Source organism: Rhodococcus sp. RDE2, from assembly GCF_020885655.1.
Taxonomy (GTDB): domain Bacteria; phylum Actinomycetota; class Actinomycetes; order Mycobacteriales; family Mycobacteriaceae; genus Rhodococcus; species Rhodococcus pyridinivorans.
Genome location: NZ_AP025186.1, coordinates 4,087,236 through 4,112,477, shown reverse-complemented (window position 1 = coordinate 4,112,477; position 25,242 = coordinate 4,087,236). Strand labels below are relative to the sequence as shown.

Annotated in this window: 24 protein-coding genes; 13 read left to right on the top strand and 11 right to left on the bottom strand. The window is 68.6% G+C overall.

What is annotated here, in order from left to right; all coding sequences use genetic code 11:
* Positions 1-87 precede the first annotated feature (87 nt).
* The gene (locus LPH33_RS19175) at positions 88-636 is read left to right on the top strand and encodes a PadR family transcriptional regulator (RefSeq protein ID WP_060650594.1); all 549 of its coding nucleotides are present in this window, start codon (positions 88-90) and stop codon (positions 634-636) included.
* Here LPH33_RS19175 and LPH33_RS19170 read toward each other — a convergent pair.
* Positions 611-1,861 carry an NAD(P)/FAD-dependent oxidoreductase gene (locus LPH33_RS19170; RefSeq protein ID WP_060650595.1) on the bottom strand — a complete coding sequence of 417 codons (1,251 nt, stop codon included), beginning with the start codon at positions 1,859-1,861 and terminating at the stop codon, positions 611-613. The genes LPH33_RS19175 and LPH33_RS19170 overlap by 26 nt on opposite strands.
* A gap of 122 nt (positions 1,862-1,983) precedes the next feature.
* On the opposite strand from LPH33_RS19170, the gene htpG reads away from it, so the two are divergent.
* The 5 genes from htpG to LPH33_RS19145 all read left to right on the top strand — a co-directional run bounded on the left by htpG (position 1,984) and on the right by LPH33_RS19145 (position 8,583).
* A complete protein-coding gene (gene htpG / locus LPH33_RS19165; RefSeq protein ID WP_060650596.1) occupies positions 1,984-3,909 on the top strand; it encodes a molecular chaperone HtpG in 1,926 nt (641 codons plus the stop codon).
* A gap of 44 nt (positions 3,910-3,953) precedes the next feature.
* Positions 3,954-4,730, top strand: coding sequence for an HAD-IIA family hydrolase (locus LPH33_RS19160; protein ID WP_229565455.1), 777 nt, complete (start codon positions 3,954-3,956; stop codon positions 4,728-4,730).
* Positions 4,731-4,871: 141 nt separating this feature from the next.
* Entirely contained in the window at positions 4,872-5,396 is a 525-nt protein-coding gene (locus LPH33_RS19155; RefSeq protein ID WP_016691625.1) for a DUF6764 family protein, read from the top strand.
* A 280-nt stretch (positions 5,397-5,676) separates the two neighbouring features.
* Positions 5,677-7,302, top strand: a complete 1,626-nt coding sequence (gene groL, locus LPH33_RS19150) for a chaperonin GroEL (RefSeq protein WP_024101799.1) — start codon at positions 5,677-5,679, stop codon at positions 7,300-7,302.
* A 261-nt stretch (positions 7,303-7,563) separates the two neighbouring features.
* Positions 7,564-8,583, top strand: coding sequence for an alpha/beta hydrolase (locus LPH33_RS19145; protein WP_229565453.1), 1,020 nt, complete (start codon positions 7,564-7,566; stop codon positions 8,581-8,583).
* Between the two features lie 615 nt (positions 8,584-9,198).
* Here LPH33_RS19145 and LPH33_RS19140 read toward each other — a convergent pair.
* Positions 9,199-9,402 carry a PspC domain-containing protein gene (locus LPH33_RS19140; protein WP_229565451.1) on the bottom strand — a complete coding sequence of 68 codons (204 nt, stop codon included), beginning with the start codon at positions 9,400-9,402 and terminating at the stop codon, positions 9,199-9,201.
* A gap of 197 nt (positions 9,403-9,599) precedes the next feature.
* Here LPH33_RS19140 and LPH33_RS19135 point away from each other — a divergent pair, with 197 nt between their 5' ends.
* Complete coding sequence (locus LPH33_RS19135) at positions 9,600-10,448, top strand: NADPH-dependent oxidoreductase (protein ID WP_229565449.1); 849 nt, start codon at positions 9,600-9,602, stop codon at positions 10,446-10,448.
* A 13-nt stretch (positions 10,449-10,461) separates the two neighbouring features.
* On the opposite strand, the gene LPH33_RS19130 is transcribed toward LPH33_RS19135, so the two are convergent.
* Positions 10,462-10,803, bottom strand: a complete 342-nt coding sequence (locus LPH33_RS19130) for a hypothetical protein (protein WP_060650601.1) — start codon at positions 10,801-10,803, stop codon at positions 10,462-10,464.
* 168 nt (positions 10,804-10,971) lie between these two features.
* On the opposite strand from LPH33_RS19130, the gene LPH33_RS19125 reads away from it, so the two are divergent.
* Positions 10,972-11,829 (top strand): alpha/beta fold hydrolase, encoded by an 858-nt coding sequence (locus LPH33_RS19125; RefSeq protein WP_229565447.1) that lies wholly within the window; start codon positions 10,972-10,974, stop codon positions 11,827-11,829.
* Here the strand turns inward: LPH33_RS19125 and LPH33_RS19120 are convergent.
* From LPH33_RS19120 to LPH33_RS19105, 4 genes are read right to left on the bottom strand one after another with little or no spacing between them, the layout of a single operon-like run.
* Positions 11,815-13,671 carry a sugar phosphate isomerase/epimerase and 4-hydroxyphenylpyruvate domain-containing protein gene (locus LPH33_RS19120; protein WP_229565445.1) on the bottom strand — a complete coding sequence of 619 codons (1,857 nt, stop codon included), beginning with the start codon at positions 13,669-13,671 and terminating at the stop codon, positions 11,815-11,817. The genes LPH33_RS19125 and LPH33_RS19120 overlap by 15 nt on opposite strands.
* Entirely contained in the window at positions 13,671-14,537 is an 867-nt protein-coding gene (locus LPH33_RS19115) for a shikimate dehydrogenase (protein ID WP_229565443.1), read from the bottom strand. The genes LPH33_RS19120 and LPH33_RS19115 overlap by 1 nt, the downstream gene beginning before the upstream one ends.
* Positions 14,534-15,004: a type II 3-dehydroquinate dehydratase gene (gene aroQ, locus LPH33_RS19110; protein WP_229565441.1), complete on the bottom strand. Its 471-nt coding sequence runs from the start codon at positions 15,002-15,004 to the stop codon at positions 14,534-14,536. Before aroQ ends, LPH33_RS19115 begins: the two co-directional genes overlap by 4 nt.
* Positions 15,001-16,359, bottom strand: a complete 1,359-nt coding sequence (locus LPH33_RS19105; protein ID WP_229565440.1) for an MFS transporter — start codon at positions 16,357-16,359, stop codon at positions 15,001-15,003. Before LPH33_RS19105 ends, aroQ begins: the two co-directional genes overlap by 4 nt.
* A 101-nt stretch (positions 16,360-16,460) precedes the next feature.
* Between LPH33_RS19105 and LPH33_RS19100 the strand changes: the two genes are divergently transcribed.
* Positions 16,461-17,465 (top strand): LacI family DNA-binding transcriptional regulator, encoded by a 1,005-nt coding sequence (locus LPH33_RS19100; protein WP_060650607.1) that lies wholly within the window; start codon positions 16,461-16,463, stop codon positions 17,463-17,465.
* 52 nt (positions 17,466-17,517) lie between these two features.
* Here the strand turns inward: LPH33_RS19100 and LPH33_RS19095 are convergent, their stop codons facing one another.
* On the bottom strand, positions 17,518-19,536 hold the full coding sequence (locus tag LPH33_RS19095; protein WP_229565438.1) for a prolyl oligopeptidase family serine peptidase: 2,019 nt from the start codon (positions 19,534-19,536) through the stop codon (positions 17,518-17,520).
* Between LPH33_RS19095 and LPH33_RS19090 the strand changes: the two genes are divergently transcribed.
* Together LPH33_RS19090 and LPH33_RS19085 are read left to right on the top strand one after the other, a co-directional pair.
* Complete coding sequence (locus LPH33_RS19090; RefSeq protein WP_229565436.1) at positions 19,535-20,869, top strand: wax ester/triacylglycerol synthase domain-containing protein; 1,335 nt, start codon at positions 19,535-19,537, stop codon at positions 20,867-20,869. The genes LPH33_RS19095 and LPH33_RS19090 overlap by 2 nt on opposite strands.
* Before the next feature lie 30 nt (positions 20,870-20,899).
* Positions 20,900-21,745, top strand: a complete 846-nt coding sequence (locus tag LPH33_RS19085; protein WP_060650609.1) for an SDR family oxidoreductase — start codon at positions 20,900-20,902, stop codon at positions 21,743-21,745.
* A 42-nt stretch (positions 21,746-21,787) separates the two neighbouring features.
* Here LPH33_RS19085 and LPH33_RS19080 read toward each other — a convergent pair whose 3' ends face one another.
* The 3 genes from LPH33_RS19080 to LPH33_RS19070 form a co-directional block, all read right to left on the bottom strand.
* Positions 21,788-22,078, bottom strand: a complete 291-nt coding sequence (locus LPH33_RS19080) for a hypothetical protein (protein ID WP_060650610.1) — start codon at positions 22,076-22,078, stop codon at positions 21,788-21,790.
* Between the two features lie 106 nt (positions 22,079-22,184).
* Complete coding sequence (locus LPH33_RS19075) at positions 22,185-22,322, bottom strand: hypothetical protein (RefSeq protein ID WP_229565434.1); 138 nt, start codon at positions 22,320-22,322, stop codon at positions 22,185-22,187.
* Positions 22,323-22,607: 285 nt separating this feature from the next.
* Positions 22,608-23,321: a TetR/AcrR family transcriptional regulator gene (locus tag LPH33_RS19070; protein WP_229565432.1), complete on the bottom strand. Its 714-nt coding sequence runs from the start codon at positions 23,319-23,321 to the stop codon at positions 22,608-22,610.
* 103 nt (positions 23,322-23,424) lie between these two features.
* On the opposite strand from LPH33_RS19070, the gene LPH33_RS19065 reads away from it, so the two are divergent.
* Together LPH33_RS19065 and LPH33_RS19060 are read left to right on the top strand one after the other, a co-directional pair.
* Positions 23,425-24,381: an ABC transporter ATP-binding protein gene (locus LPH33_RS19065; RefSeq protein WP_229568399.1), complete on the top strand. Its 957-nt coding sequence runs from the start codon at positions 23,425-23,427 to the stop codon at positions 24,379-24,381.
* Positions 24,378-25,199, top strand: a complete 822-nt coding sequence (locus LPH33_RS19060; RefSeq protein ID WP_229565431.1) for an ABC transporter permease — start codon at positions 24,378-24,380, stop codon at positions 25,197-25,199. The genes LPH33_RS19065 and LPH33_RS19060 overlap by 4 nt, the downstream gene beginning before the upstream one ends.
* The last annotated feature ends 43 nt before the right edge of the window (positions 25,200-25,242 follow it).

Sequence of the window (25,242 nt, the reverse complement as noted above, 5' to 3'; positions counted from 1 at the left end):
CAATGGAATGTCACCTGATTCCAGGGTGGATATGCCACAGTGGAATGTCAAGTCTTTTCCGTACCCGAATCGAGAAAGGAACCGGCAATGACCGGACGACCGCTCAACGCCACCGCCGCGTCACTGCTCGGATTTCTCCACGAAGGCCCCAAAACGGGCTGGGACCTGGTGTCCACCGCACAGACGCGCATCGGCAAGTTCTGGTCGCTGACGACGAGCCAGGTCTACCGGGAACTGGCGGCGATGGAACGGCAGGGACTGATCGAGGCAGGGGAGAAGGGCCCGCGCGACCGCAAGCCCTACCTGCTGACCGAGTCCGGACGCACGGCCTTCGCCGAATGGATCGACCGCGAACCGGGCGACGAGAACATCCGCCATCCGCTGCTGCTGACCGTCGCCTTCGGCGATCACCTCCCGCCCGAGCGCCTCGCCTCGATGCTCGCCGACCATCGCCGCAGACACGAGGAGCAGCTCGCCGCCTACGAACAGCAGGCGGCGGCCGACATCCTTCCGCCGCACGCCGCGGCGACCCTCGACTTCGGCATCCTCTACGAACGGGCCGTCCTCGAATGGTTCGACCGCGTGCGCGACCGTTTCGAATCCGGGTCGGTCAGCGCAGCGGATCGAACGACCTGAGCAACGGATCCGGCTCGCCGGTCATCGACCCGGCGAGCAGCCGTCCGGTGAGGGGACCGAGCGCCACACCCCACATCCCGTGCCCGCCGGCGACGTACACCCGCTCCGAACGGGTGCGGCCGATCAGCGGGAGCCCGTCCGCCGTGCACGGCCGCGAGCCCACCCACTCCTCGCTGCGCCCGTCCCAGTCGACCTCGCGCAACAGTGGACGGGTCGCGTCGACGATCGCCCGGATGCGTCGCGGGTCGAGCGGGGCGTCGGGGCTGCGGAACTCCATCATTCCCGCGACCCGGAAACGGTCCTGGAGTGGTGTGCACGCCACCCGCTGGGCCGGGAAGTAGACCGGGTTCTTCGGCAGGCTCGGCGGCCGCACGCTGAAGCTGTAGCCACGACCGGCCTGGACCTGCGTGCGCACACCGAACGGCCGGGCGAGCGACCCGAGCCACGCTCCGTTCGCAAGCACCACCGCATCCGCCGACCGCGAGTCCCCACCGGCCACGACGACATCCACCCCGCGACCGGTGTCGCGCACCTCCTCGACGTCGACGTCGGTGACGATCTCCGCACCCCGGGCGCGGACCGCGTGCGCCAGCGAGGCGACGAACCGCGGCGGATCGATGAACCGCTGCCCCCGGATCCGGAGACCCACCCGCACCGAGTCCCCGAGCAGCGGTTCGAGCGAATGCAGCGTGTCGGTGTCGAGCAGGTCGAAGTCGATCTCGCTGCCGGCGGCACGCGCGTGCTCGAACTCCTCGACCAGCAGCCGACGGTCGTCGTCCGAGGTGAACGCCGCGAGGAACGGATCGGCGACCCGCGTCGGCTCGGTGACGATCGTGTCGCCCGACCCGCGGGCGAGATCGTCGTAGGCATCGAGGGCGAGACGGTTGGCGCGCGCGAAGACCTCCATCGACGACGTCCACCGCCGCCTCGTGCAGTGCCGGGCGAAGTCGGCGAGGAAGCGCAGCAACCGCACATCCGTCGTGGGCGGCACGTACACCGGCGAGGACGGCCGGAACATCGAGCGCAAGCCGTAACGCAGCACCCCCGGCTCGGGTAGCGGTAGGGTCAGTGCCGGCGCGAGCCAACCGGCGTTGCCCCACGAGGCGTCGCCCGCCACGCCGACCCGATCGAGCACCGTGACCTCGATGCCTCGATCCTGCAGAAACCACGCGGTGGACAGACCCACGATGCCCGCACCGACGACCACCGTCCGACGAACCGTCATCGCAACCTCCTGTGAACGACGAAGCCTGCACCTCCATCATGGACCCGGAAGCGCGAACGGGCCGGACTCGCGGACGGCTTACTATTTCCGGGGAAGTTCTGCTTGTGGAAAGGGAACCCGGAATGAGTACGAACGTCGAACAGCGTGAATTCCAGGCCGAGACGCGGCAGTTGCTGGATCTGATGATCCACTCGATCTACTCGAACAAGGACACCTTCCTGCGCGAGTTGATCTCCAACGCGTCGGACGCCCTGGACAAACTCCGGCTGGAGTCGTTCCGAAACAAGGATCTCGACGTCGACACCTCCGACCTGCACGTCGAGCTCGAGGTGGACAAGGACGCGCGCACCCTGACCGTGCGCGACAACGGCATCGGCATGAACCGCGACGAGGTCGTCGACCTCATCGGCACCCTCGCGAAGTCCGGCACGGGCGAACTCCGCCAGAAGCTGCGCGAGGCCAAGGACGCCGCCGCTTCCGAGGAGTTGATCGGCCAGTTCGGTATCGGTTTCTACTCGTCGTTCATGGTCGCCGACAAGGTCACGCTGGTCACCCGCAAGGCCGGGGAGACGACCGGTACGCGCTGGGAGTCCAGCGGCGAATCCACCTACACGATCGCCGAGGTCGACGACGCGCCCCAGGGCACCTCGGTGATCCTGCATCTCAAGCCGGAGGACGCCGAGGACCACCTGTTCGACTACACCTCGCAGTGGAAGCTCGAGGAGATCGTCAAGAAGTACTCGGATTTCATCGCGTGGCCGATCCGCATGGAGGTCTCGCGCACCACGAAGTCGGAGGACGGCACCGACGAGGTGACCTTCGAGACCAAGACCCTCAACTCGCAGAAGGCATTGTGGGCGCGCTCGAAGGACGAGGTCTCCGAGGACGAGTACAAGGACTTCTACAAGCACATCGCCCATGCCTGGGACGAGCCGCTCGAGATCATCCCGCTCAAGGCCGAGGGCACCTTCGAATACCAGGCGCTGCTGTTCATCCCGGAGCACGCGCCCTTCGATCTGTTCGCCCGCGAACGGCGCACCGGCGTGCAGCTGTACGTCAAGCGCGTGTTCATCATGGACGACTGTGAGGATCTCGTCCCCGAGTACCTGCGTTTCGTCAAGGGCGTGGTCGACGCACAGGACCTGTCGCTCAACGTCTCTCGTGAGATCCTGCAGCAGGACCGGCAGATCCGGGCCATCCGCCGCCGCTTGACGAAGAAGGTCCTTGCGACCGTCAAGGACATGGCCGCGAAGGAACCCGAGAAGTACACGAAGTTCTGGCGCGAGTTCGGCCGGGTCGTCAAGGAGGGTCTGATCTCCGACACCGACAACCGCGACACGCTGCTGGCGATCTCGTCGTTCGACTCGACGGCGAGCGAGGAGGAGCAGACCACGCTCGCCGGCTACGTCGAGCGCATGAAGGACGGCCAGGACGCGATCTACTACCTCACCGGCGAGTCGCGGCAGCTGCTCGAGAGCTCCCCGCACATGGAGGCGTTCCGCGACAAGGGCATCGAGGTGCTGCTCCTGACCGATCCCGTTGACGAGATGTGGGTGACCTCCGTTCCGGAGTTCGAGGGCAAGCGCTTCCAGTCGATCGCCAAGGGCGACGTCGACCTCGGTACCGAGGACGAGAAGAAGGCTGCCGAAGCCGAACGCGAGGAGAAGGAGAAGGAGTTCGGCGACCTGCTGTCGTGGATGAAGGAGACCCTCGACGAGCAGGTCAAGGACGTGCGGCTCTCGTCGCGTCTGACGTCCTCCCCGGCGTGCATCGTCGGCGACACCTTCAGCATGTCGCCCGCACTCGAGCGGATGTACAAGGCGTCCGGTCAGCCGGTGCCGCGGGTCAAGCGGATCCTCGAACTCAACCCCGGTCACCCGCTCGTATCGGGTCTGCGCACGGCCCGGGAACAGCGTCCGGACGACGCCTCGCTCGCCGACGTCGCCGAGCTGCTCCACGGCATGGCGCTGATCGCCGAAGGCGGCGAGGTGGAGGATCCGGCGCGGTTCACCCGCCTGCTCGCCGAGCGTCTCGCCGGAAGCGTGTGAGCCGAGCCTGTCGCCGTAGGCACGCACGCGGATAGGCTCGATGCATGACGCGTGTGGACGGGGTGTTGTTCGATATCGAGGGCGTGCTCGTCACCGAGTGGCAGCCCGTCCCGGGCGCGGCGGACGTCCTGGCACGACTGCGTGCCGACGGCGTCCGCCGCGCCTTCCTCACCAACACCACCTCCCGGACGTGCGCCGAGATCGCGCAGCGGCTCACCGATCTCGGGATGGAGGTGTCGCCGGACGAGATCGTCACCGCGGTGTCCCTCACCGTCGACCACGTCCGGCAGACCTATCCGGGCCTGCGTTGCTGGGTCCTCAACGAGGGCGACATCGCAGCGGATCTCGACGGTCTCGTGCTGGACGAGGACAATCCGGAAGTGGTGCTCCTCGGCGGCGCGGGGGATGCCTTCACGCACCGGGCGATGAGTCGCGTCGCCGAGCTGATGCTCGAGGACGTCCCGGTGGTCGCGATGCACCGGGCGCTCGCCTGGCAGGCCGCCGACGGGTTGCGCATCGACACCGGCGTCTACCTGGCCGGACTCGAGGAGCTCACCGGTCGGTCTGTGGTGGCGGTGGGAAAGCCGTCGCTGCGCGGCTTCCTCGTCGCCTCGGAGCGGATGGGTGTCGAACCGGACCGGATGGTGGTCGTCGGCGACGACATCGCGGGCGAGGTCGTCCCGGGACAACGCCTCGGTATGACGGGAATCCTGGTGCGGACCGGCAAGTTTCGGCAATCCGTCCTGGACCTGGCGGTCGATCGTCCCGACCACGTCATCGACTCCGTCGCCGATCTCCCCGGGCTCCTCGACAGTCTGTGACACATGGTATCGCGTGAGACGCATGTGATCGGTACCCTACCGCCGGGGCGCTGGCCCCCCGTTCGCGCGGGGCGCTCGTTCCCCGGTTCGCGCAGACGCCGCCTTTCGCGAAGAGGCACTCCAGTGCAGAGGAGCCCGTTCTTGTCCATTCGTTCCTTCCGATCCGTTCTCACCGCGCGCCGTTCGTTCCGGGCCGGTGTACTCGTCGCCGTCGGTGTGGCCTCGGCCGCGCTGTTCGGTGGGGGTACCGCCGCAGCGGCGCCGGTTACCTGTGTGTCGCCTCCTTCTGCCAACGACATCCTGGTGTCCGATACCGCCAGCTGCGGCGCCACCGCCGAGGACGCCTTCGCTCGCGCGTATGCGGCCGACAGCGGCACCGCGGTGTCGGTCGCCGAGTCGGCCGGCGCCGCCGAAGCCCACGCGACGGGCTTCGGCACGGCGCTCAGTGCGGCCCGTGACGGCGGCCGTTCGTTCGCCTACGCGCTCGGCGGCGGACTGAGCCACTCGTGGGCGCAGGGCCCGGCGACGACCCTGTCGGTGGCCGGCTACGGGTCGGGCGCCACGGCCGACACCACCGGCGTCACGTGTGTCGGTGCCCAGTCGTTCGCGGTCAACACCGCGACGGGGCAGTGGTGCGCCGTGGGGGTCGGTTCGACGCCGCGCTGAGCGAGCGCCGCACCGATGATCCGGACGACCGTGTAGTCGGTCTTTCGCGGATTTCGTGACGGGGGTGGCGGGTGCCGGTAATCTTGCACTCGCCACCCCCGAGTGCTAAGAATGCACTTAGCACTCGCAACACGTGAGTGCCAGGTCGGTAGGGTGAGACCGGGTTTTCGACACCCCTGGTCGTCCGTCGCGGGCACTGCTTCCGGCCGAAGGCGTACATGGAGCGATCCGACGAGCGATCGCTCCGGTGTCACCCCCATACCCGGAGGATCACTTCGCAATGGCCAAGATCATCGCGTTCGACGAAGAGGCCCGTCGCGGCCTCGAGCGTGGCCTCAACAGCCTCGCCGACGCAGTCAAGGTGACGTTGGGCCCCAAGGGTCGCAACGTCGTTCTCGAGAAGAAGTGGGGCGCCCCCACGATCACCAACGATGGTGTGTCCATCGCCAAGGAGATCGAGCTCGAGGATCCGTACGAGAAGATCGGCGCCGAGCTGGTCAAGGAAGTTGCCAAGAAGACCGACGACGTCGCGGGTGACGGCACCACCACCGCTACCGTGCTCGCCCAGGCGCTCGTCCGCGAGGGTCTGCGCAACGTTGCTGCGGGCGCCAACCCCCTCGGCCTGAAGCGCGGCATCGAGAAGGCCGTCGAGGCCGTCACCGCCAAGCTGCTCGACACCGCCAAGGAGGTCGAGACCAAGGAGCAGATCGCCGCCACCGCAGGCATCTCTGCCGGCGACCCCGCAATCGGTGAGCTCATCGCCGAGGCCATCGACAAGGTGGGCAAGGAAGGCGTCATCACCGTCGAGGAGTCCAACACCTTCGGCCTCCAGCTCGAGCTGACCGAGGGCATGCGCTTCGACAAGGGCTACATCTCCCTCTACTTCGCCACCGACGCAGAGCGTCAGGAGGCCGTGCTCGAGGATCCCTACATCCTGCTCGTCAGCTCCAAGATCTCCACGGTCAAGGACCTGCTGCCGCTGCTCGAGAAGGTCATCCAGTCGGGCAAGCCGCTGCTGATCATCGCCGAGGACGTCGAGGGTGAGGCTCTGTCCACCCTGGTCCTCAACAAGATCCGCGGCACCTTCAAGTCGGTCGCCGTCAAGGCTCCGGGCTTCGGTGACCGCCGCAAAGCCCAGCTCGCCGACATCGCCATCCTCACCGGTGGCGAGGTCGTCAGCGAAGAGGTCGGCCTCTCCCTCGAGACCGCCGGCATCGAGCTGCTCGGCCAGGCCCGCAAGGTCGTCGTCACCAAGGACGAGACCACCATCGTCGAGGGCGCGGGCGATCCCGACGCCATCGCCGGTCGCGTCAACCAGATCCGCGCCGAGATCGAGGCGTCGGATTCGGACTACGACCGTGAGAAGCTGCAGGAGCGCCTCGCGAAGCTGGCCGGCGGCGTCGCCGTCATCAAGGCCGGTGCCGCGACCGAGGTCGAGCTCAAGGAGCGCAAGCACCGCATCGAGGACGCCGTCCGCAACGCGAAGGCTGCCGTCGAGGAGGGCATCGTCGCCGGTGGTGGCGTGGCCCTGCTGCAGGCCGCTCCGGTTCTCGACGACCTCAAGCTCGAGGGCGACGAGGCCACGGGTGCCAACATCGTCAAGGTTGCCCTCGAGGCGCCGCTGAAGCAGATCGCCTTCAACGCCGGTCTCGAGCCCGGCGTCGTCGCCGAGAAGGTCCGCAACCTCGAGGCCGGCCACGGCCTCAACGCTGCGACCGGCGACTACGAGGACCTGCTCGAAGCGGGCATCAACGACCCGGTCAAGGTCACCCGCTCGGCGCTGCAGAACGCTGCGTCCATCGCGGCCCTGTTCCTGACGACCGAGGCCGTCGTCGCCGACAAGCCGGAGAAGGCCGCCGCTCCTGTGGGCGACCCGACCGGCGGCATGGGCGGCATGGACTTCTGATCCACCGCCACGGGCGGAACGGACTTCCGATCCGCCCCTGAGCCACACGAGGCCCGATCCCACTCCGGTGGGGTCGGGCCTCGTGCTGTTCCCCGATGATTCCGACCTCCGGTACGGAACGATCACATATTCGTTACGAAACGGACCTTGCGGACGATGAATGTCACGAAAGTGTCACTTCATCCGGTTCCGGAGGTTCGTACCGATCCGCAACCGGTCCGAGGTGCGCAGACAGACGGATCGACGAGGGGATGGAAGAATATGCGGTCGTCCTGGTTACGGCGGGTACTGCTCACGGTGGCGGTGGGAATGTCGATGGTCCTCGCGGTTCCCGGAGGCGTTCTTGCGCAGCCGGCAGAGGCGGACGACCAGCGACCGGTGGGGCAGCTGACCTCCGTCGAGCGCGAGAGCGACCGCACCGTCATCGCGAACGTCTACTCGCCGTCGATGGACAAGGTGATCCCCCTCCGGGTCCGGACGCCCGCCGACACGAGCGAACCGCGCCCCGCCCTCTACCTGCTCAACGGCTCCGGCGGCGGGCAGGGAATCGCCACCTGGGAGAAGCAGACCGACGTCGAGAACTTCTTCTCGGACAAGAACATCAACGTCGTCACGCCGCTCCTCGGCGGCTACAGCTACTACACCGATTGGCGCAACGACGATCCCGCGCTCGGCCGCAACATGTGGACGACCTTCCTGACGCACGAACTCCCGCCGGTCATCGACGCGGAGTTCGGGACGTCGGGACGCAACGCGATTGCGGGTCTGTCGATGTCGGGTACGTCGGTGCTCGGCCTCGCCACGGCTGCGCCCGAGTTGTACGAGGCGGTCGGGGCGTACAGCGGATGCGCCGAGACGAGCACGCCGCTGGGGCAGTCCTACGTGCAGGCCGTCGTACGCGTCAAGGGTGGCGACCCCGAGAACATGTGGGGCCCGGTCGGTGATCCGGCCTGGATCGAGAACGATCCCTATCTCCAGGCCGAGAAGCTCCGCGGTATCGACCTGTACATCTCGTCGGGTTCGGGTCTGCCCGGGCAGTACGAGCGGCTCGGGTCGCGGTCGGTGAACAACGACCCGATCGGGCTCGTCGGTCAGGTGGTCGTGGGCGGCAGCATCGAGGCGGCGGTCCACCATTGCACGCAGCGGATGGCACAGCGGCTGGAGGAACTGGACATTCCCGCCCAGATCGATCTGCGGTCGGCCGGTACGCACTCCTGGGACTACTGGGAGGACGATCTGCGCAACTCGTGGCCGCTTCTGTCGCAGGCGGTCGGACTGTAGCGGTCCCGAACCCACCGGAAATGCCCGATTCGATTGCGGTCGAATCGGGCATCTTCTTTCGGTCGGCATTTCTTCGCCGGATCGGTCGATTCGCCGTAAACGGTCACCGAACAGGATGAATCGGGTCGAACGGAAATATCGAATTCAAACGAAAATAAATGGGTACGGACGTTCCGTTTTCTTTCCTTGACGCCGTGAACTGGTCATTTGTGAGCTCGTACAGCCTTCGCCGCGAGTGTGAATGTCATCACATCCGATTTGCGTATTCTCGGGTCGCGCGGGCGCGTCGAATGTGTTGAGAATTGATGCGAGCCCGACGGAATTCCGATCGGAATTCCGGGTAGGCGAAAAGCAATCGGACGAGACCCGTTCGGTATGTGATCGGACGAAGGAGATTCACATGGACGTCATCGAACTCATCGGCTCCGCCCTCGAACTGCTCGGCGGCACCGAACTGCTCGGCACCCTGCTCGAGACCGGCAGTGCCGTTCTCGGCCTCGGCCAGTAGTTCTTGCTGAGCTGAACATGCTGTGTCGCTGCCTCGCAGCGGAATACGACACCCCCGGCGGATCTCCGCCGGGGGTGTCGTCGTCTCGGCCGACCCCGTGACCCGGATCAGTTCTCGGGGATCAGCATCCACAGGGCGAGGTAGAGCAACACGGCGGTACCGCCCGTGACGAAGGCTGCGAGGACTGCGCCTGCACGCACGAGGTTGAGGTCGATGTTGAAGTACTCGGCCAGTCCGGCGCACACACCACCGAGCATGCGCTGGGACGAGGAGCGGGTGAAGGGACGGGGAGCCTGGTTCTCGAAGTTCATGCATTCATCCTGTCGCCGTGACGGTCCCGGCACATCCGGGAACGGCCCGGATCTTCACCCTGATCTTCGTCTCGGGGTCGGCCGGAGGAGCCGACCCGGATAACGCTGAAATCATGCTGAGGGCAATGCTCGGCGGCGGGGGCGCGAGGAGGCAGACTCGACCGTCGGTACTGCCGATCGGAAGGAGATCTCCCACCATGACCGACGTCGTCCTGGACGAACAGCTCGCCGCACTGCGCCGCAGGTACGGCACCCGGGCCGCCGAGCAGGTGGCCGGCCGCGGTGGTTCCGGCGCGTGGAACGACGTCATCGCTCTCCAGCTGGCGCATCGCTCCGTGCGGAAGTTCCTTACCGAGGCCGTCTCCGAGGACGATCTGCGCGCGATCGTGGCCGCGGCCTCCTCCGCCGCGAGCTCGAGCAACCTGCAGTTGTGGAGCGTCGTGGCCGTCACCGACCGAGACCGGCTCGCCCGGATCGCGACTCTCGCCGGCAACCAGCCGGCGGTGCGTGACGCTCCACTGCTGCTCGTGTGGGTGGCCGACCTCGCCCGCGCGGCGCGGGTTGCCGAGCAGCACGACAAGGACCTCGTCAATGTCGACTACGTGGAGTCCGCCCTGCTCGGGGTGGTCGACGCCGCGCTCGCCGCACAGAATGCGGTGCTCGCCGCGGAATCGCTCGGTCTCGGCATCGTCTACATCGGGGCCATCCGCAACCATCCGCGTGATCTGGCCGCAGAACTGGCTCTGCCCGACCACAGTTTCGCTGTGGTCGGGCTGGTGGTGGGCCGTCCCGATCCCGAGGTGGAGTCGGAGGTCAAGCCGCGGTTGGGTCAGGATGTGGTGCTGCATCGTGAGCAGTACTCGACCGAGGAGCGGGATGCCGGCCTCGCCGCGTACGAGGAGGAGATCTCCGGCTTCTACCGCGATCAGGGTCTGGCGGAGAGCTGGGTCGAACGTGTACTCGGGCGCTTCGCGTCGCCCGGCGCGCTCGGGAGCAGGAAACGGATGCGAGAAGCTCTGCGGGAGCGCGGTTTCGGTCTGGACTGACCACAGGGAGGCGTCAGCGGCACACGACCGTCAGGCCGACCCCACGCCACACCTGACGTTCGACACGATCGAACTCGTTGTCGTCGCTGTCGTATTCATAATCGACCTCGGTCCGGTATCCCCGGTCGCGCTGAGCGGTCACGGTGCAGTCGCCGCCGACGGAACCGGACCGGTTGACGATCGAGTACGGCACACCCTCCGCGGCGAGCACGGCGACCGCGGCCTGCTCGCTCATGCCCACCACACCGGGCGCGGGTTGTGCTGCGGCAGTGCCTGTTCCGAGAAGTACCGCGGCGGTGCCGAACGACAGGACGGCGGCGGTCGCGAGACGGGAGCGGGTGGCAAGAGTACGCATGGGTTCCTCCGAAAGGGTGCTGGACCGGACATTTCGATCGTCCGCCGCGACCCGGCCCGAGCACATCCGGGCACGACCCCCATCCCGACCCTGAATTCCGGACTCGGGGTGGCAGGGACACTGGGGAAACCGGCACCCGCCGCGTCCGGATCGGCCTAGTCTGGGCCGGTGGAGACCGTACCGATCCAGCTTCCCGGGGGCACTACGGCCCCGGTGCGCCTCTTCGCGGGACCCGACCACGAGCACGAGACACGCCGCGACGCCTCCCGCGCCGTCGTGGTGATCGTGCCGGGGCTCGGCATCCCGGCCGGTTACTACGAGCCGTTCGCGCAGGCGATCACCGAGCACGGATTCGACGCGGCGATCTGTGAACTGGCCGGCCAGGGCGACAGCCGTCCGAGGCCCGGACCCGACAACACCTACGGCTACCACGAGATCGTCGCGACGCATTTCCCCGCTGTCTTCGAGGTAGTGCGAGAGCGCTTCCCCGACTCGACGCCGTACCTGCTCGGCCACTCCATGGGCGGCCAACTCGGGGTGCTCTACGCCGCGCGCATCCGCGGCCGGCTCGGCGGACTGATCCTCGTCGCTTCGGGCACGCCCTATTACCGCCACCACGCGGGCATCCGCGGACCGGGACTGTGGCTCGGGTCGACGGCGATGTCGCTGACTGCCGCGGTGGCCGGTTTCTGGCCCGGCGACCGCATCGACGTCGCCGGTTTCGGCCGGCAGTCGCGCGTGCTGATCTCCGACTGGGCGCGACTGGCCCGCACCGGCCGATTCGAACCGGCCGGTGCGGACATCGACTACGAGGAGCGAGTCGGGCGTCTCACGCTGCCCCTCCTGTCGATCACGATCGAAGACGACGACCTCACCCCGGTCGCGTCGGCGCAGCACCTGCTCGAGAAGCTGCCCTCCGCCGACGTCGCCCGGTGGCACAACCCGCGGGCACTGGGCCACAACGGATGGATCCGCGACAACGACGACACCGTAGCGAAGATCGTGGCCTGGCTACGCGACCGCTGATCCCGCGCGGGCGGCCGCGGCGAGCCGGACGTGGGCGTTGGGGGAGCCGTATCCGGTGTAGCCGCCGCGCCGTTCGAGGAGTTCGACCTGGAAACCCCCCTGCACCGGGAGCGTGTAGGCATGCAGGAATTCGCCGCCGTCGTCGTTGCGGTCGTAGAGCAGCCCGTTGTCCAGCAGAACGGCGAGCAGGTCGGGGTCGAGCACGAACCGCGCATCGAGATCGGCGTAGTAGTTCGCGGGTGGTCGAAGGAACTCCACCCCACGCGCACGCGCGTGCTGTACCGAGTCGACGACGTCGGCCGTGGCGAAGGCCAGCTGGGTCACGCCGTGCGGCTGGGGCGCAGCACCGGTCTCGGAGACGTTCAGCGCGACCCGCAGGTCACCCTTCTCCGCGCGCAGTGCGCGGATGCGCAGGCGGCCCTGCGGCTGGATGTACTCCTCGGGGTCCTCCGGCCGCAGTCCGAACAGGGTGCGGAAGAACGACAGCTCCTGGTTCAGATCGTCCGCCGCGACCGTCACGTCGACGTGGTCGAGACCGAGCCATCCCTCGTCGGCCGGGGAAGTGGCTGCGGCGTCGTCGGACACGAAAGTGCCCGGGGCGTCGTCGGTGACGAAGTCGTTGTGCCAGTCGTCGGTCTGTCCAGGCTCGGCACTGACGAAGACGTGCAGTCCGGAGGGGGAGGTGATGCCCGGCAGACCTGCTTCGCCCTCCCCGCGGGTGCGGTCGACCGCGGGCCACAGCAGGCTCGCGGCACGTTCGGCCACCGCGGCGACGTCGGGGGCGACGAGACCCAGCGCGGTCGCGGCGGGGCCCGGCGCGGGCTCTTCGTTGAGAACGACGTTCGCGCCGCCGTTGCGCCACCACACGACGGGCTTGCTGCGGTGCCGGCCGGCGATGTGGAATCCGAGTCCGGTGAGCAGCGCCGGGTAGTCGGTGCGGTCGGGGTCGGCGAGTTCGACGAACGCTGCGTCGGTCCGCGCCGGAAGCGGCGGTGCGACCGTCACCTTCTCGCGTGCGGGGCCGGTGACCCGCGTACCGAGCCGGTCCTCGAGGAACAGCAGCGACCGCATCGCGTCGCGCGCGGTCACATGCGGATCCGCTTCGCGCACCACGTCGCTGAAGACCTCGAGCGAGAGTGGACCGTCGTAGCCGGCGTTGAGCACGGCGGCGACCACGCCGGAGACGTCGAGCATGCCCTGTCCCGGGAAGCACCGGAAGTGGCGGCTCCATTCGAGGACGTTCATGTCGAGCACCGGGGCGTCGGCGACCTGCAGGAAGCCGATGCGTTCACCGGGGACGCCGGCCAGGGCGCGTCCGTCGTCGCCGCGCGCGAGCATGTGGAAGGTGTCCACGGCCAGCGTCACGGCCGGGTGGCCGGCGCGTTCGACGAGGTTCCACGCCTGCCCGACCCGGTTGACGTGACGTCCCCAGGCGAGGGCCTCGTAGGCGAAGGTGACCCCGTGCGAGGCGGCGAGATCGCCGACGGCGCGCAGCTGTTCGGCGGACAGCTCCGGATCGTCGATCGCGGTCGGCAGCGCGTTCGAGCACGCCAGGAAAGTCGTCGCGCCGAGCTCGTTCATCACCTCGAGCTTGCGGCGGACGCGGTGCAGGACGTCGGGGAACCGCCGCGGGTCGACGCCCTCGATGTCGCGGATCGGCTGGAACAGGTCGATCGACAGACCGAGATCGGCGCAGCGCCGGGCCACCTCGGCCGGTGACAGCGGCGACGCGATGAGGTCGTTGTCGAAGATCTCGATCCCGTCGAATCCTGCAGCGGCGATCGCGTCGAGTTTGTCGGCGAGAACACCGGAGAGCGAGACGGTGGCGATTCCGCGGCGCATCAGCTGGTCAGCTCTTCGAAGTGTCGGACCATTCGTTCGGCGTCGGGTTCGACGCCCGTGAAGTACTCGAAGGCACCCACGGCCTGGAAGACGGCCATGCCCCCACCGGTCACCACGCGGCATCCGCGGGAGCGGGCGAGGTGGATCAGTTCGGTCTCGAGCGGGAAGTACACGACGTCGGAGACCCACAGGTCCTCGCGGACGAGCTCGGCGGGGACGGGGAGCCCGGGGTGGCCGGTCATGCCCGTGGGGGTCGCGTTGACCAGACCCTGTGCCGAGGCCAGAGCGCCGGCGAGATCGGTGGTCGCGCGGACCCGGTCGTCGCCGAACCGCTTGGCCAGGCGGGTCGCGCAGGCCTGCGCCTTCTCGACGTCGACGTCGACGATGGACACGTGCGCGGAGCCCTGTTCGAGCAGCGCGTATCCGACGGCCGAACCGGCACCGCCGGCCCCGAGCAGCACGGCGCGGTCGGAGACGGCCTCGGGCAATCGGCGGCGGAACGCGCGTCCCCAGCCGGACCAGTCGGTGTTGCGGCCGAGCGCGCGACCGTCTCGGAACACCACGGTGTTGACCGCGCCGAGATCGTGGGCGTCGTCGGACAACTCGTCGAGCAGGGGGATGACGACCTGCTTGAAGGGGTGCGTGATGTTGAGCCCGTCGAAACCGAAACGCTGTGCCCAGTCGAGCATCTCGGCCAGGTTCTCGGCGCCGTAACCGAGACGCTCGGCGTCGACGAGGCGGTAGGTCAGGTTCAGTCCCGAGGCGAAGCCCTCCCGTTCCTGCATGGCCGGGGTGAGCGAACCGCCGATCCCGGCGCCGAACAGGCCCAGCAGGAAGGACGTACGTGCGGGCGCTGCGGTGGTCATCGGGAACTTTCCTTCTTCTCGGTATCGAGTGCGAGTGCGGCCAGGTGACGGACGGCGAAGTCGTATCCGTCGGGGCCGCATCCGGCGATCACGGCCTTCGCGACGAGAGCGACGAACGAGCGGTGCCGGAACTCCTCGCGGGCGTGGACGTTGGTCAGGTGCACTTCCACGATCGGTGCCGCGACGGTCACCAGCGCGTCGTGCAGTGCGACCGAGGTGTGCGTGTAGGCCGCGGCGTTGACGACGAAACCGGCCGCCGATTCGCGGAGTTCGTGGACGGCGTCGATGAGTGCGCCCTCGTGGTTGCTCTGCCGGAAGTCGATGTCGAAGCCCAGATCGTCGGCGGTGCGACGGCACGACTTCTCGATGTCCGCCAGCGTCGCGGTGCCGTAGAGATGGGGTTCGCGCGCGCCGAGCATGTTGAGATTGGGCCCGTTGAGGACGGCGATCGTCGGACGAGCACTCACGATGCGGCTCCGGCGGGGACCGGCGCGGTGTTCCGGTCGTGGGGGCGCAGGCCGATCTCACGGGTGGGGACCTTGTGGGTTCCGGACGGTCCGGTGGCCACCGCGATCAGCGAGATGGCGACGGCGCCGACGCAGAACAGGGCCACGCGGTACCAGTTGTCGGCGTTGCCGTCCATGAGCGACCCGGCGATGGCCGGGGTGAAGCCGGCGAGCGCGAAGCCGAACTGGGTGCCGATCGCCATGCCCGACAGGCGGACGCTGGTGGGGAAGTACTCGGCGTAGGTGGCGGGCCACACCGCGTTCGGCATGCTGTAGACCACGCCGGCGAGCAGGATTCCGGTGACGAGCACGAGCGGCACGTCGCCCCGGGAGATCGACCACAGGAAGGCCGTCACCATGACGGCGCTGCCGATCAGGCCGGTGACGAAGACCGGCTTGCGGCCGATGCGGTCGGACAGCAGGGCCCACATGGGGATGGTGCCCACGGCGATGATGTTGGCGACGATCGCCAGCCACAGCATCGTGGTGTCGCTGATGCCGATGCCGTACTCGTCGGCGGTGGCGAAGTTGAGGGCGAACACCTGGAAGGCCGTGTTGACCATGGCGATGAAGGCCGCGAAGAAGACGCGCAGGACGCCGGTCCAGTGGTGGCGGAAGAGCACGGCCAGCGGTGCCTTGGGGGCCTCGTCGTGCGCCTTCTCGGCGTGGAACTCGGGGGTCTCGTCGAGGCTGCGGCGGATGAGGAAGCCGATCAGCACGATCACGGCGCTGATCCAGAACGGCACGCGCCAGCCCCACGACTGCAGCTGCTCCTCGGAGAGCAGGGCGATCACCGGCAGGAACATCAGCGGTGCGAGCACCTGCCCGCCCTGTGTGCCGCTCAGCGTCCAGCTGGTGAAGAAGCCGCGCTTGTCGTCGGGGGCGTGTTCGAACGACATCGAGTTCGCGCCGGCCTGTTCACCCGCGGCCGACAGGCCCTGGAGGAGTCTCAAGGTGACCAGCAGGATCGGCGCGAGCATGCCGACCTGTCCGTAGGTCGGCAGGCAGCCGATGAGGAAGGTCGAGACACCCATGAGCAGCAGCGTGCCCACAAGGATCAGCTTGCGGCCGAAACGGTCGCCGATGTGCCCCATCAGGATGGACCCGAAGGGGCGGGCGACGTAGGCGACGCCGAAGGTCGCGAGCGACGCGACGGTCGCGACCGCCTGGTTGCCCTCCGGGAAGAAGATCTTCGGGAAGACGAGCGCGGCGGCGGTGCCGTAGATCGCCAGGTCGTAGTACTCCAGTGCGCTGCCGCTCCACGCGGCGAAGGCCGCCTTGCGGGGCGTGCGCTGCACCGTGGTGTTTTCAGTCATCGGATGCCTCGGGGGGTGGGTCTTCAGTATCGGATACAGGGACGGTAGGGGTGTGGCGCAGCCCACGGCAATCGTTTGCCATTTTTTGCCATACTGTCCGTATGTCGGCCTCTCCGCGTTCACGGAAACGCGCCACCATCACCGATGTGGCCCGCGAGGCAGGGGTCGCGGCGTCGACGGTCTCGCGCACGTTCACCAACCCCGGTCGCGTCAACGCCGTCACCCGCGAGCACATCCTCGAGGTCGCCGACCGACTCGGCTACGCACCCAACCCGGCCGCCCGAGCCCTCGAATCGGGACGTACCAACACCCTGGCGCTGCTCGTCCCCGACATCACGAACCCCTTCTTCTCGGGCGTGATCAAAGGGGCCGAACGCGCCGCCGTCGCCTCCGGCCGGACCCTCGTCCTCGCCGACACCCAGGAGAGCGCCACCACCGAAGCACACATCATCCGGCGGCTGGGGCCGGCCGTCGACGGCTTCGTCCTGGCGGCCGCGCGCATGCCCGACGACGAACTGCGGCGCGTCGCCGAATTCGACGCCGTCGCCCTGGTGAACCGCGCGATCCGCGGGATCTCCTGCGTCGTCGCCGATTACGAGACGGGCACGCGGCAGATCGTCGACCACCTCGCGTCGCTCGGGCACCGCTCGTTGCTGTTCCTCGGCGGTCCGCCCGAGTCGTGGTCGGGAGCGCGGCGCTGGGCCGGTCTGCAGGCCGCGGCGCAGGCCCACGGCATCGTGGTGCGTCGCTTCGGCCCCTACTCACCGACGCTCGGTGGCGGTGCCGCCGCGGCCGACGCCGCCGTGGCGGCCGGTGCCACCGCGGTGGTGTGCCACAACGACATGCTCGCCATCGGGGTGCTGCGCCGGATGCGGGAACGCGGGGTGTCCGTCCCGGAGCACGTGAGCGTGGTCGGATTCGACAACATCTTCGGCTCCGACCTGTGCCAGCCGTCGCTCACCACGCTCGCCGAACGCACCGAGGACGCCGGGGCGCGCGCCATCGAGATGCTCGCCCGGCAGGCCTACGAGCGGGTCGCGGTGGCCGACGAACTCGTGCTCCCGACGCAGCTCGTCGTCCGCGAGTCCACCGGACCGGCGAGATGAGGGAGGTTGTGTGCGTCTTTCTCGACGAAAACGCACGCAGTCTCCCCGAAGTTCACCGGTTCGCGAGCTTGTCGGCCAGGAAGGTGAACGTCAGCGCGGACTTGAACGCCGCCTGGGCGTTGTCCGCCGCGCCGCCGTGGCCGCCCTCGATGTTCTCGTAGTACCGGACTTCGTGACCCTGCTCCTCGAGCCGCGCCACCATCTTCCGTGCATGGCCGGGATGCACCCGGTCGTCGCGCGTCGACGTGGTGACGAGGATCGGCGGATAGTCGGCATCCGGGTCGGTGTTCTGGTACGGCGAGTACTTCGACAGGAACTCCCACTCCGCGGGGTTGTCGGGGTCGCCGTACTCGGCCATCCACGACGCACCGGCGAGCAGCAGGTGGTAGCGCTTCATGTCGAGCAGCGGCACCTGGCACACGATCGCCCCGAACAGTTCGGGATAGCGAGTGAGCATCACGCCCATGAGCAGACCGCCGTTGCTGCCGCCCTGAGTGCCGAGCTGCTCGGCCGTCGTGATCCCACGCGCGACGAGATCCTTCGCGACCGCGGCGAAGTCCTCGAAGACCTTGTGCCGGTTCTCCTTCAACGCCTGCGTGTGCCAGGTGGGTCCGTACTCGCCGCCACCGCGGATGTTCGCGATGACGTAGGTGTAGCCCTTCTCGAGCCACGCCCGCCCGACGCCGCCGCTGTAGGCCGGCACCATCGAATTCTCGAACCCGCCGTACCCGTACAGCAGTGTGAGCGAAGGGGTTCCGGTGTTGCTGCCGACCACGAAATAGGGCACCTGCGTGCCGTCGTCGGACGTCGCGAAGAACTGCTCGACGGTGATGCCCTCGGCGTCGAAGAACGACGGAGCCTGCTTGATCGCCTCCACCGGGCCGCCGACCGTCCCCGACAGCAGCGTCGCGGGGATCGTGAAACCGCTGGAGTTGAGGAAGAAGTCGTCGCTGTTGAGCGGATCGACGTCGATGATCGAGGTCGACGTGGCATCGGGGATGCCGGGCAGCTCCTCGTCCGACCAGCCGTCCTCACCCGGCGTGAGTACCCGCACGCGGGTCTGCACGTCCTGCAACGTGACGACGAGCAGGTGGTTCTGCGTCCACGCGTACTGCTCGAGCGAGGTGTGCTCGTCGGGGCTGAAGAGCACCGTCACCTCACGCGAGCCGGCGAGGAAGGCCGGATAGTTCGCGGCGAGCAGCGTGCCGGCGGGATGGCCGAGCCATTCGGAGCGGGTGCGCACGAGCAGGTGGTCGCGGTACACGCTGACCCGCGCGTCGTCGGGAACATCCAGTTCGACGAGTTCGCCGTCCGCGGTGAGTTCGAAACGCTGCGCCCGGTAGAAGTCGATCGCGCGGTCGACGAAGCTGCGCTCGTAACCGGGAGTGTTGTCGTACCAGGCGGAGACGGCGACATCGGTGCGCTCACCTTCGAAGACCGTCTCGGCCTCCTCGATCGGGGTGCCGCGCCGCCACTTCTTCGCGAGTCGCGGGTAACCCGAGTCGGTGAGCGATCCGTCGCCGAAATCGCTTCCCACGTAGACGGTGTCGGCGTCGATCCACCCGATGTCCGTCTTCGCCTCGGGCAGTTCGAAACTGTCCGGGCCCGAGACGAATCGCCGCTCGACGAGATCGAACTCGCGGATCACACTCGCGTCGGCACCACCGCGCGACAGGCTGATGAGCGCGCGGGTCTGATCGGGCCGCAGCACCTGGGCACCCGACCACACCCAGTTCTCGCCCTCTTCCTCGGCGACGGCGTCGAGGTCGACGAGGACGTCCCATTCGGGTTCGTCGCGCAGGTACTGCTCCATCGTCGTGCGACGCCACAGGCCGCGTACGTGCTCGGCGTCCCGCCAGTAGTTGTAGAGGTACTCGCCCCGCCGACGCGCATAGGGGATGCGGGCGTCGGTGTCGAGGATCTCGCGGATGCGGGATTCGAGGTCGGTGAAGCTTTCGGTGCGGGTGTACTCCTCGACCGTTCGGTCGTTCCGGGCACGCACCCAGTCGAGTTGTTCCTCGCCGGTGACGTCCTCGAGCCACAGGTACGGATCGGTCGTGTCGTCGCTCATGATCCATTCATACCCGCCCCGCACGTACCGGGGGCGGCAGGCAGACTGTGACCTCGTGCAGATGCATCCGTCGGACGCGCGCCGGGAATGGCTCGGCGACCGCATCCCGGGCGACCTGTTCGCCCTCTACTGTTTCGACGCCCCCGTGGCTCCCGTCGCCGATGTGCTCGACGAGTTGCGGTCGCGGGCGGCGGGGATGGGGGAGCTGCAGGTGCGGATGATCGAGGTTCCCGCGGGTCTCGACTATCCCTACTGGGCCGCGCACACCCCGACCGAGGACCCGTTCGTCGTCCACGGATCCGGCAGCTACGAGCAAATGCTCGACACGCTGTCCGGGCTCGTCGCGGGCCGCGTCGACGTCACCGTCTCGCCGTGGCGACTGCACGTCTTCCCACAGGTCACGGGAGCTCCGCGCGGGGACGGTCCTGCGCTCGTCGTCGTTCTGCAGATGTCGCACGCCTTCGCCGACGGGGTGCGCACCTCCGTGCTCGCCCGCGACCTGCTGGCGGGCACCGCGACACCAACGACGCCGCCGCGTGCCCCCTCGCCGGCCGGGATGCTCACACGTGCCGCACTGCGACTGCCGTTCTCGATCCCGCGGGTCATCGCCGACGGGCGACGGGCGGTGGAGGCGCAGCGGCGACTCTCCGATTCGTCGGTGCCGCAGCCCACTCCGGGCCGACCTCTGGTCGCCGTGAACACCGCGCCCGGACCGCGCCGGACGGTCCGCACCCTCGTGTTCGACGCAGCGGACCTGCGTCGCGTCGGCACGGTCACGATCGGCGCGCTCACGGCGATCGGCGCTGCCCTGTCGGAGTTCCTCGGCGTCGACGAACTGTCGGCAGAGGTGCCGGTCGCGGTGGCGCCGGGCACGGCCCGCAACAGCTACCGCAATGTCGGCGCCGACCTGCACTGCGCGATCCGCGACCCGCACGAGCGTGCCGCGGCGATCGCCGCCGACCTGGCGTTGCAGCGGATCCGCGCGCGGCACCCCGCCATGGCGATCCGGGCCCGCACCGACGACCACGTCCCCGCGCCGCTGCTGCGGTTCGGCACCGACCACCTCGACCTGTCCGTCGTCCCACCCACCGTCACCGGCAACACCGTCGTGTCGAGCGTCGACCGCGGGCCGGCAGACCTGGAACTCGGTGGCGGACGGGTGCGGTTCACCTCCGGCTTTCCCGGCCTGTCGCCGGTGCAGGCGCTCACCCACGGTGTACACGGGATCGGCGACACCGTGACCCTGTCGGTGACGACCTCCCCGGACGTCCTCGACGCGGCAGGTCTCGCTCGGTACGTCGCCCTGCTGCACGCGGCGGTCGCCTCGCTGTAACGTGCCCCGAATCCAACGATGGAGGGGCACATGGCGGTATATGCGGTGACGGGTGCCGCGTCGGGAATGGGCCGGGCGAGCGCGGAGCGGTTGCGGGCCGCCGGGCACACGGTGATCGGCATCGACCTGAAGGACACCGAGGTCACGGCGGACCTGTCCACTCCGGAGGGCCGTTCCCACGCCGTCCGGGCGACGCTCGAGCTGGCAGGCAGCCGTCTCGACGGTGCCGTGCTCGCCGCGGGCCTGGGCCCTACCCCGGGCAAGGAGAAGATCATCGCGCAGGTCAACGTGTGCGGCGTGATCGACCTGCTCGTCGGTTGGAGACCGGCTCTGGCCGCGTCCGCGAACAGCAAGGTCGTGGTCTTCGGATCCAATTCGACGACCACGACTCCCGGCGTGCCGAACTCGGCGGTGAAGGCCTTCCTCGCCGGCGATATGGACAAGGGCGTCGCGCGCACCACGCGCATCCCGCAGGTGGGTCCGCCGTTCACCTACGCGGCGTCGAAGATCGCCGTGACCCGATGGGCGCGACGCGCCGCGGTCGGCCCCGAGTGGGCGGGTGCCGGCATCCGCCTCAACATCCTTGCGCCCGGAGCGATCTCCACCCCGCTGCTCGACGCGCAACTCGAGAGCCCCCTCAAGAAGGCGGTGGAGAGCTTTCCCGTTCCGCTCGGGGGCTTCGGGAAACCCGACGAGATCGCGCAGTGGGTCGAATTCATGCTGTCCCCGGCGGCGGACTTCATGACGGGCAGCGTCGTGGTGGTCGACGGTGGCACCGAGGCGTACTTCCGTCCCGACGACTGGCCGGTTCGGGTCCCGTTCCGGTCGATCCCGCACTACCTGCTCGGCATGCGGAGGTTCGGGCGCCGGAAGTGACGTGAGGGTCCGCGCGGCGCGGGCCCTCACCGGTCCGTCACATCAGGCGAAGTAGTCGCCGAATCCGTAGATCGCGTCGAACGCGCTGGTGGGCAACACGTCCACCGCGTTGACACGGTACGACGGGTACGAGTCCTGCATCAGGTCGCGCACGAACCGCAGGACGTGGATCGCGTCGACGGCATCGACGGTGATCGTGAGCTGGACGCGACCGTTGTCGCTGCGCCCCACCGCCCCGTGGTGCGGGACGATCGGTTCGATGAGGCCGACGGTCTCGTCGTCGGTCAGACGATCGAGGTCGGCGTCGATTTCGATCATTGCGTTGTATTCCATGTGGGTTCTCCCGTGTCGAACACCCGAGCGGCCTCGCGCCGCGCGGGTTGATCTCGACGGGGAACACGCACGGCGACATCATGCCCGAACCGGATGACACACGCCATCATTCGATCGGCGGACGGTCGGGCCGGTCGAACACGGCGCGCTCGCGACGTCGCTGCCGGCGGGAGAAGACCGCGACCATCAGTCGCACCGGAAGGGGCAGTTCGCGGCGGACCCGCTCGGTCTCCTCCTCGGTCATCACGGCGAAGAAGCGGGTGAGGTCGAAGTCGGCCCGGCCACCGCGCTGGGCGTCCTTCTCGAACCGCTGCCACGCGTCGGCGGAGACATGCCCGGTGATGAGCGGGAAGACCGACCGTTCCTCGTCCGCGATGTGCTCGTGGAGGTGCTCGCTCAGCGGACTTGGAACCCACTTGGTGCCGAGAGGACGCCGAGATCGTCGCGCACCGAGTGGTCACCGAGAATGTCTCCGCACGCCCGGTCCATGATCATCACTCCGACACGCGTGAGGGCTCTGCGGCCGCGGTCAACGGGTCGGCGCGATGCCGAACAGGAGCGCGTCGATGCCGGCGCGGAACGCGCGGTCGTTCGCATCGGTACCGTTGCCGCCGTCGGGGTCGGCGACGCCGCCCGCGGGCCCGCCGGCGGACGCGCCGGTCATCAGGGCGGTGAGATGCGGGTAGTCGCCGTGCTCGAGCATCCTGGCGATGTGCGCGGCTCCGCCGCCGGCCGTCCCCGCCGACATCCCGGCGGCCTCCTGCGCGGCGAAGTTGGTGATCCACCCCGACAGCAGGGCGACGCCGGTCATCGTCGCGGTCGGATCGAGTCCGGCAGGGGCGAGCGCGCCGACGAGGTGGTCGAGATACCGCATCGAGTTCGGGCCGAGCGTCGATGCCGTGACCTGGCTCAGCCAGGGATGCCGGCGGTGGATCGCGCGGGACTGTTCGGCGACGTCGAGTACGTCGGCGCGCACGTCACCGGTCAGCGGAGCGAAGCGGTATCCGGCGCCGGCCCGGTCGACCATGAGGTCCACGAGATCGGTCTTGCCCGAGACGTAGCGGTAGAGCGACGCGGGGGCGGTGCCGAGGGCGTCGGCGAGCCTGCGCATGGACAGGGCGCGGATGCCGTCCTCGTCGGCGATCCGCACGCACGCGTCCGCGAGCTGGTGGAGCGTGTAGGCCGGTCGCGGACCGGGACGTCCGGTGTCGGACCGCAGCCAGATCGAGTCGGAGACCGTCATGCAGGACAGCATGCCTCCTCGAACGGGTTGCGAACGATGTTCGCAGATGCGTACCCTCGAACTGCGAACGTTGTTCCCAGTCGAGAGGCGGATCGTGACCGAGATGGCACTCGAGGCGGAAGGCCTCACCCGGGCGTTCGGTGATCGCACCGTCGTCGACGACGTCCACCTGCGTGTCCCTCCGGGGCGCGTCCATGCGCTCCTCGGTCCGAACGGATCGGGGAAGACCACCACCGTGCGGATGCTCGCCACCCTGCTGCGGCCCACGGTCGGTCGAGCCCGCGTACGCGGCTTCGACGTGGTGCGCGATGCGGCTCGGGTGAAGCGCTGCATAGGCTTCGTCGGCCAGTACCACGCGGTGGATCTGCGACTGACCGGTGTCGAGAACCTGACGATCGTCGCTTGCCTGCACGGTCTGGGCGGCCGCGCCGCCCACACCCGCGCGGTCGAACTGCTCGACCGCTTCGGTCTGGCCGAGGCTGCGAACCGGCAGGCGAGCACCTACTCCGGCGGCATGCGCCGGCGATTGGATCTGCTCGCCGGGATGCTCGTGCGACCCGACGTGCTCTTCCTCGACGAACCGACCACCGGTCTCGACCCGAGCAGTCGTAACGAGATCTACGGGATGGTCGGCGAACTGGTCGCCGAGGGCACCGCGGTCCTGCTCACCACGCAGTATCTCGACGAGGCCGACCGGCTCGCCGACGACATCACGATCCTCGACGCCGGCCGGACGATCGCGACCGGCACTCCCGCCGAGATCAAGGAAGCGGTCGGCTCCGGACTCGACCTCGTCCTGCCCGGTGCCACCCACGTCGACGAGGCCGTCGCCGTCATCGGCGCATTCGGCCTGCGCCACACCGGCGTCCGGACGCCGGGGGAGAACGACTCGGTCCGGCTGTCGTTCACGACCGAGGTCCACTCGGTGCCGCTGCTGCCGGTGCTGCGCGCCCTCGACGAGGCAGGTGTCCCCGTCGACGACATCGGCCGACGCCGCGTGGGTCTCGACGAGGCGTTCCTGATCCTGACCGGACGTGAGCGAATCGAGGAGTCCGCATGACCACCATCCACGAGTCCGGCCACGGCAGTTCTGCCCTCACCGGCACCCGGACGTTGCTGCACCGCGTCCTGCTGACCTACCGGCACTCGCCGGCCCTGCTGTTCGTCACCCTCGCCGCACCGCTGGGGATGATGCTGCTCTTCGGATTCGTCTTCGCCGGCGCCCTGTCCGGCGGCGAGGGCGCCGCCTACCGTGCATACCTGATGCCGGGCGTGCTCGTCCTCGTGGCGGCCATGGGCCTCGCGACCACCGCCGCCACCGCCAACGCCGACATGCGCAGCGGACTGTCGGATCGCTTCCGGACCCTGCCCACCTCCCCGGTGGCCGCGCCCGCCGGCCTCGTCTTCGCCGAGACCCTGACGTGTGCGGTCACGCTGGCGCCGATGGTCGGCATCGGATATCTCGTCGGCTGGCGGATCGAAGCGAGCGCCGGGGAGATCGCCCTCGCCGCGCTGGTGCTGCTGTTGTTCCGATTCGCGCTCTCATGGGTAGGTGTGTGGCTCGGCGTCTCGATCCGTGACGAACAGGTCCTGCAGCAGTGCGCACCCATGATCTTCGGCACGATCATGTTCTCGAACATCTTCGTGCCCACCGACACGATGCCCGTGGTGGTCCGGCAGATCGCGGAGTGGAATCCCGTCAGTGCCGTCGTGGGTGCACTGCGCGAGCTGCTCTCGGCGTCCGCGCCGGTACCCGCGGATGCGGCGTGGCCGCTGCACCATCCGGTGTGGTCGGCGTTCGGTTGGTGCGTCGTGCTGCTCGCCGTGACGGTCCCGCTCGCGGTGCGCCGATACACGGCCGATCACCGGATCCGGTAGCTACCGGCCGGTAACCGGACCATCGGCAGACACCGGAACCGGG

What these genes read in the sequence shown, in the direction of transcription:
- LPH33_RS19130 (WP_060650601.1), bottom strand. Translation starts at nt 10,803, where the DNA reads ATGCGTACTCTTGCCACCCGCTCCCGTCTCGCGACCGCCGCCGTCCTG.
- LPH33_RS19090 (WP_229565436.1), top strand. Translation starts at nt 19,535, where the DNA reads ATGATCCATTCATACCCGCCCCGCACGTACCGGGGGCGGCAGGCAGAC.
- LPH33_RS19100 (WP_060650607.1), top strand. Translation starts at nt 16,461, where the DNA reads ATGTCGGCCTCTCCGCGTTCACGGAAACGCGCCACCATCACCGATGTG.
- LPH33_RS19075 (WP_229565434.1), bottom strand. Translation starts at nt 22,322, where the DNA reads ATGACCGAGGAGGAGACCGAGCGGGTCCGCCGCGAACTGCCCCTTCCG.
- LPH33_RS19135 (WP_229565449.1), top strand. Translation starts at nt 9,600, where the DNA reads ATGACCGACGTCGTCCTGGACGAACAGCTCGCCGCACTGCGCCGCAGG.
- LPH33_RS19060 (WP_229565431.1), top strand. Translation starts at nt 24,378, where the DNA reads ATGACCACCATCCACGAGTCCGGCCACGGCAGTTCTGCCCTCACCGGC.
- LPH33_RS19140 (WP_229565451.1), bottom strand. Translation starts at nt 9,402, where the DNA reads ATGAACTTCGAGAACCAGGCTCCCCGTCCCTTCACCCGCTCCTCGTCC.
- LPH33_RS19175 (WP_060650594.1), top strand. Translation starts at nt 88, where the DNA reads ATGACCGGACGACCGCTCAACGCCACCGCCGCGTCACTGCTCGGATTT.
- LPH33_RS19085 (WP_060650609.1), top strand. Translation starts at nt 20,900, where the DNA reads ATGGCGGTATATGCGGTGACGGGTGCCGCGTCGGGAATGGGCCGGGCG.
- LPH33_RS19115 (WP_229565443.1), bottom strand. Translation starts at nt 14,537, where the DNA reads ATGACCACCGCAGCGCCCGCACGTACGTCCTTCCTGCTGGGCCTGTTC.
- LPH33_RS19170 (WP_060650595.1), bottom strand. Translation starts at nt 1,861, where the DNA reads ATGACGGTTCGTCGGACGGTGGTCGTCGGTGCGGGCATCGTGGGTCTG.
- LPH33_RS19095 (WP_229565438.1), bottom strand. Translation starts at nt 19,536, where the DNA reads ATGAGCGACGACACGACCGATCCGTACCTGTGGCTCGAGGACGTCACC.
- LPH33_RS19160 (WP_229565455.1), top strand. Translation starts at nt 3,954, where the DNA reads ATGACGCGTGTGGACGGGGTGTTGTTCGATATCGAGGGCGTGCTCGTC.
- LPH33_RS19120 (WP_229565445.1), bottom strand. Translation starts at nt 13,671, where the DNA reads ATGCGCCGCGGAATCGCCACCGTCTCGCTCTCCGGTGTTCTCGCCGAC.
- LPH33_RS19145 (WP_229565453.1), top strand. Translation starts at nt 7,564, where the DNA reads ATGCGGTCGTCCTGGTTACGGCGGGTACTGCTCACGGTGGCGGTGGGA.
- LPH33_RS19105 (WP_229565440.1), bottom strand. Translation starts at nt 16,359, where the DNA reads ATGACTGAAAACACCACGGTGCAGCGCACGCCCCGCAAGGCGGCCTTC.
- htpG (WP_060650596.1), top strand. Translation starts at nt 1,984, where the DNA reads ATGAGTACGAACGTCGAACAGCGTGAATTCCAGGCCGAGACGCGGCAG.
- LPH33_RS19065 (WP_229568399.1), top strand. Translation starts at nt 23,425, where the DNA reads ATGGCACTCGAGGCGGAAGGCCTCACCCGGGCGTTCGGTGATCGCACC.
- groL (WP_024101799.1), top strand. Translation starts at nt 5,677, where the DNA reads ATGGCCAAGATCATCGCGTTCGACGAAGAGGCCCGTCGCGGCCTCGAG.
- LPH33_RS19070 (WP_229565432.1), bottom strand. Translation starts at nt 23,321, where the DNA reads ATGACGGTCTCCGACTCGATCTGGCTGCGGTCCGACACCGGACGTCCC.
- LPH33_RS19080 (WP_060650610.1), bottom strand. Translation starts at nt 22,078, where the DNA reads ATGGAATACAACGCAATGATCGAAATCGACGCCGACCTCGATCGTCTG.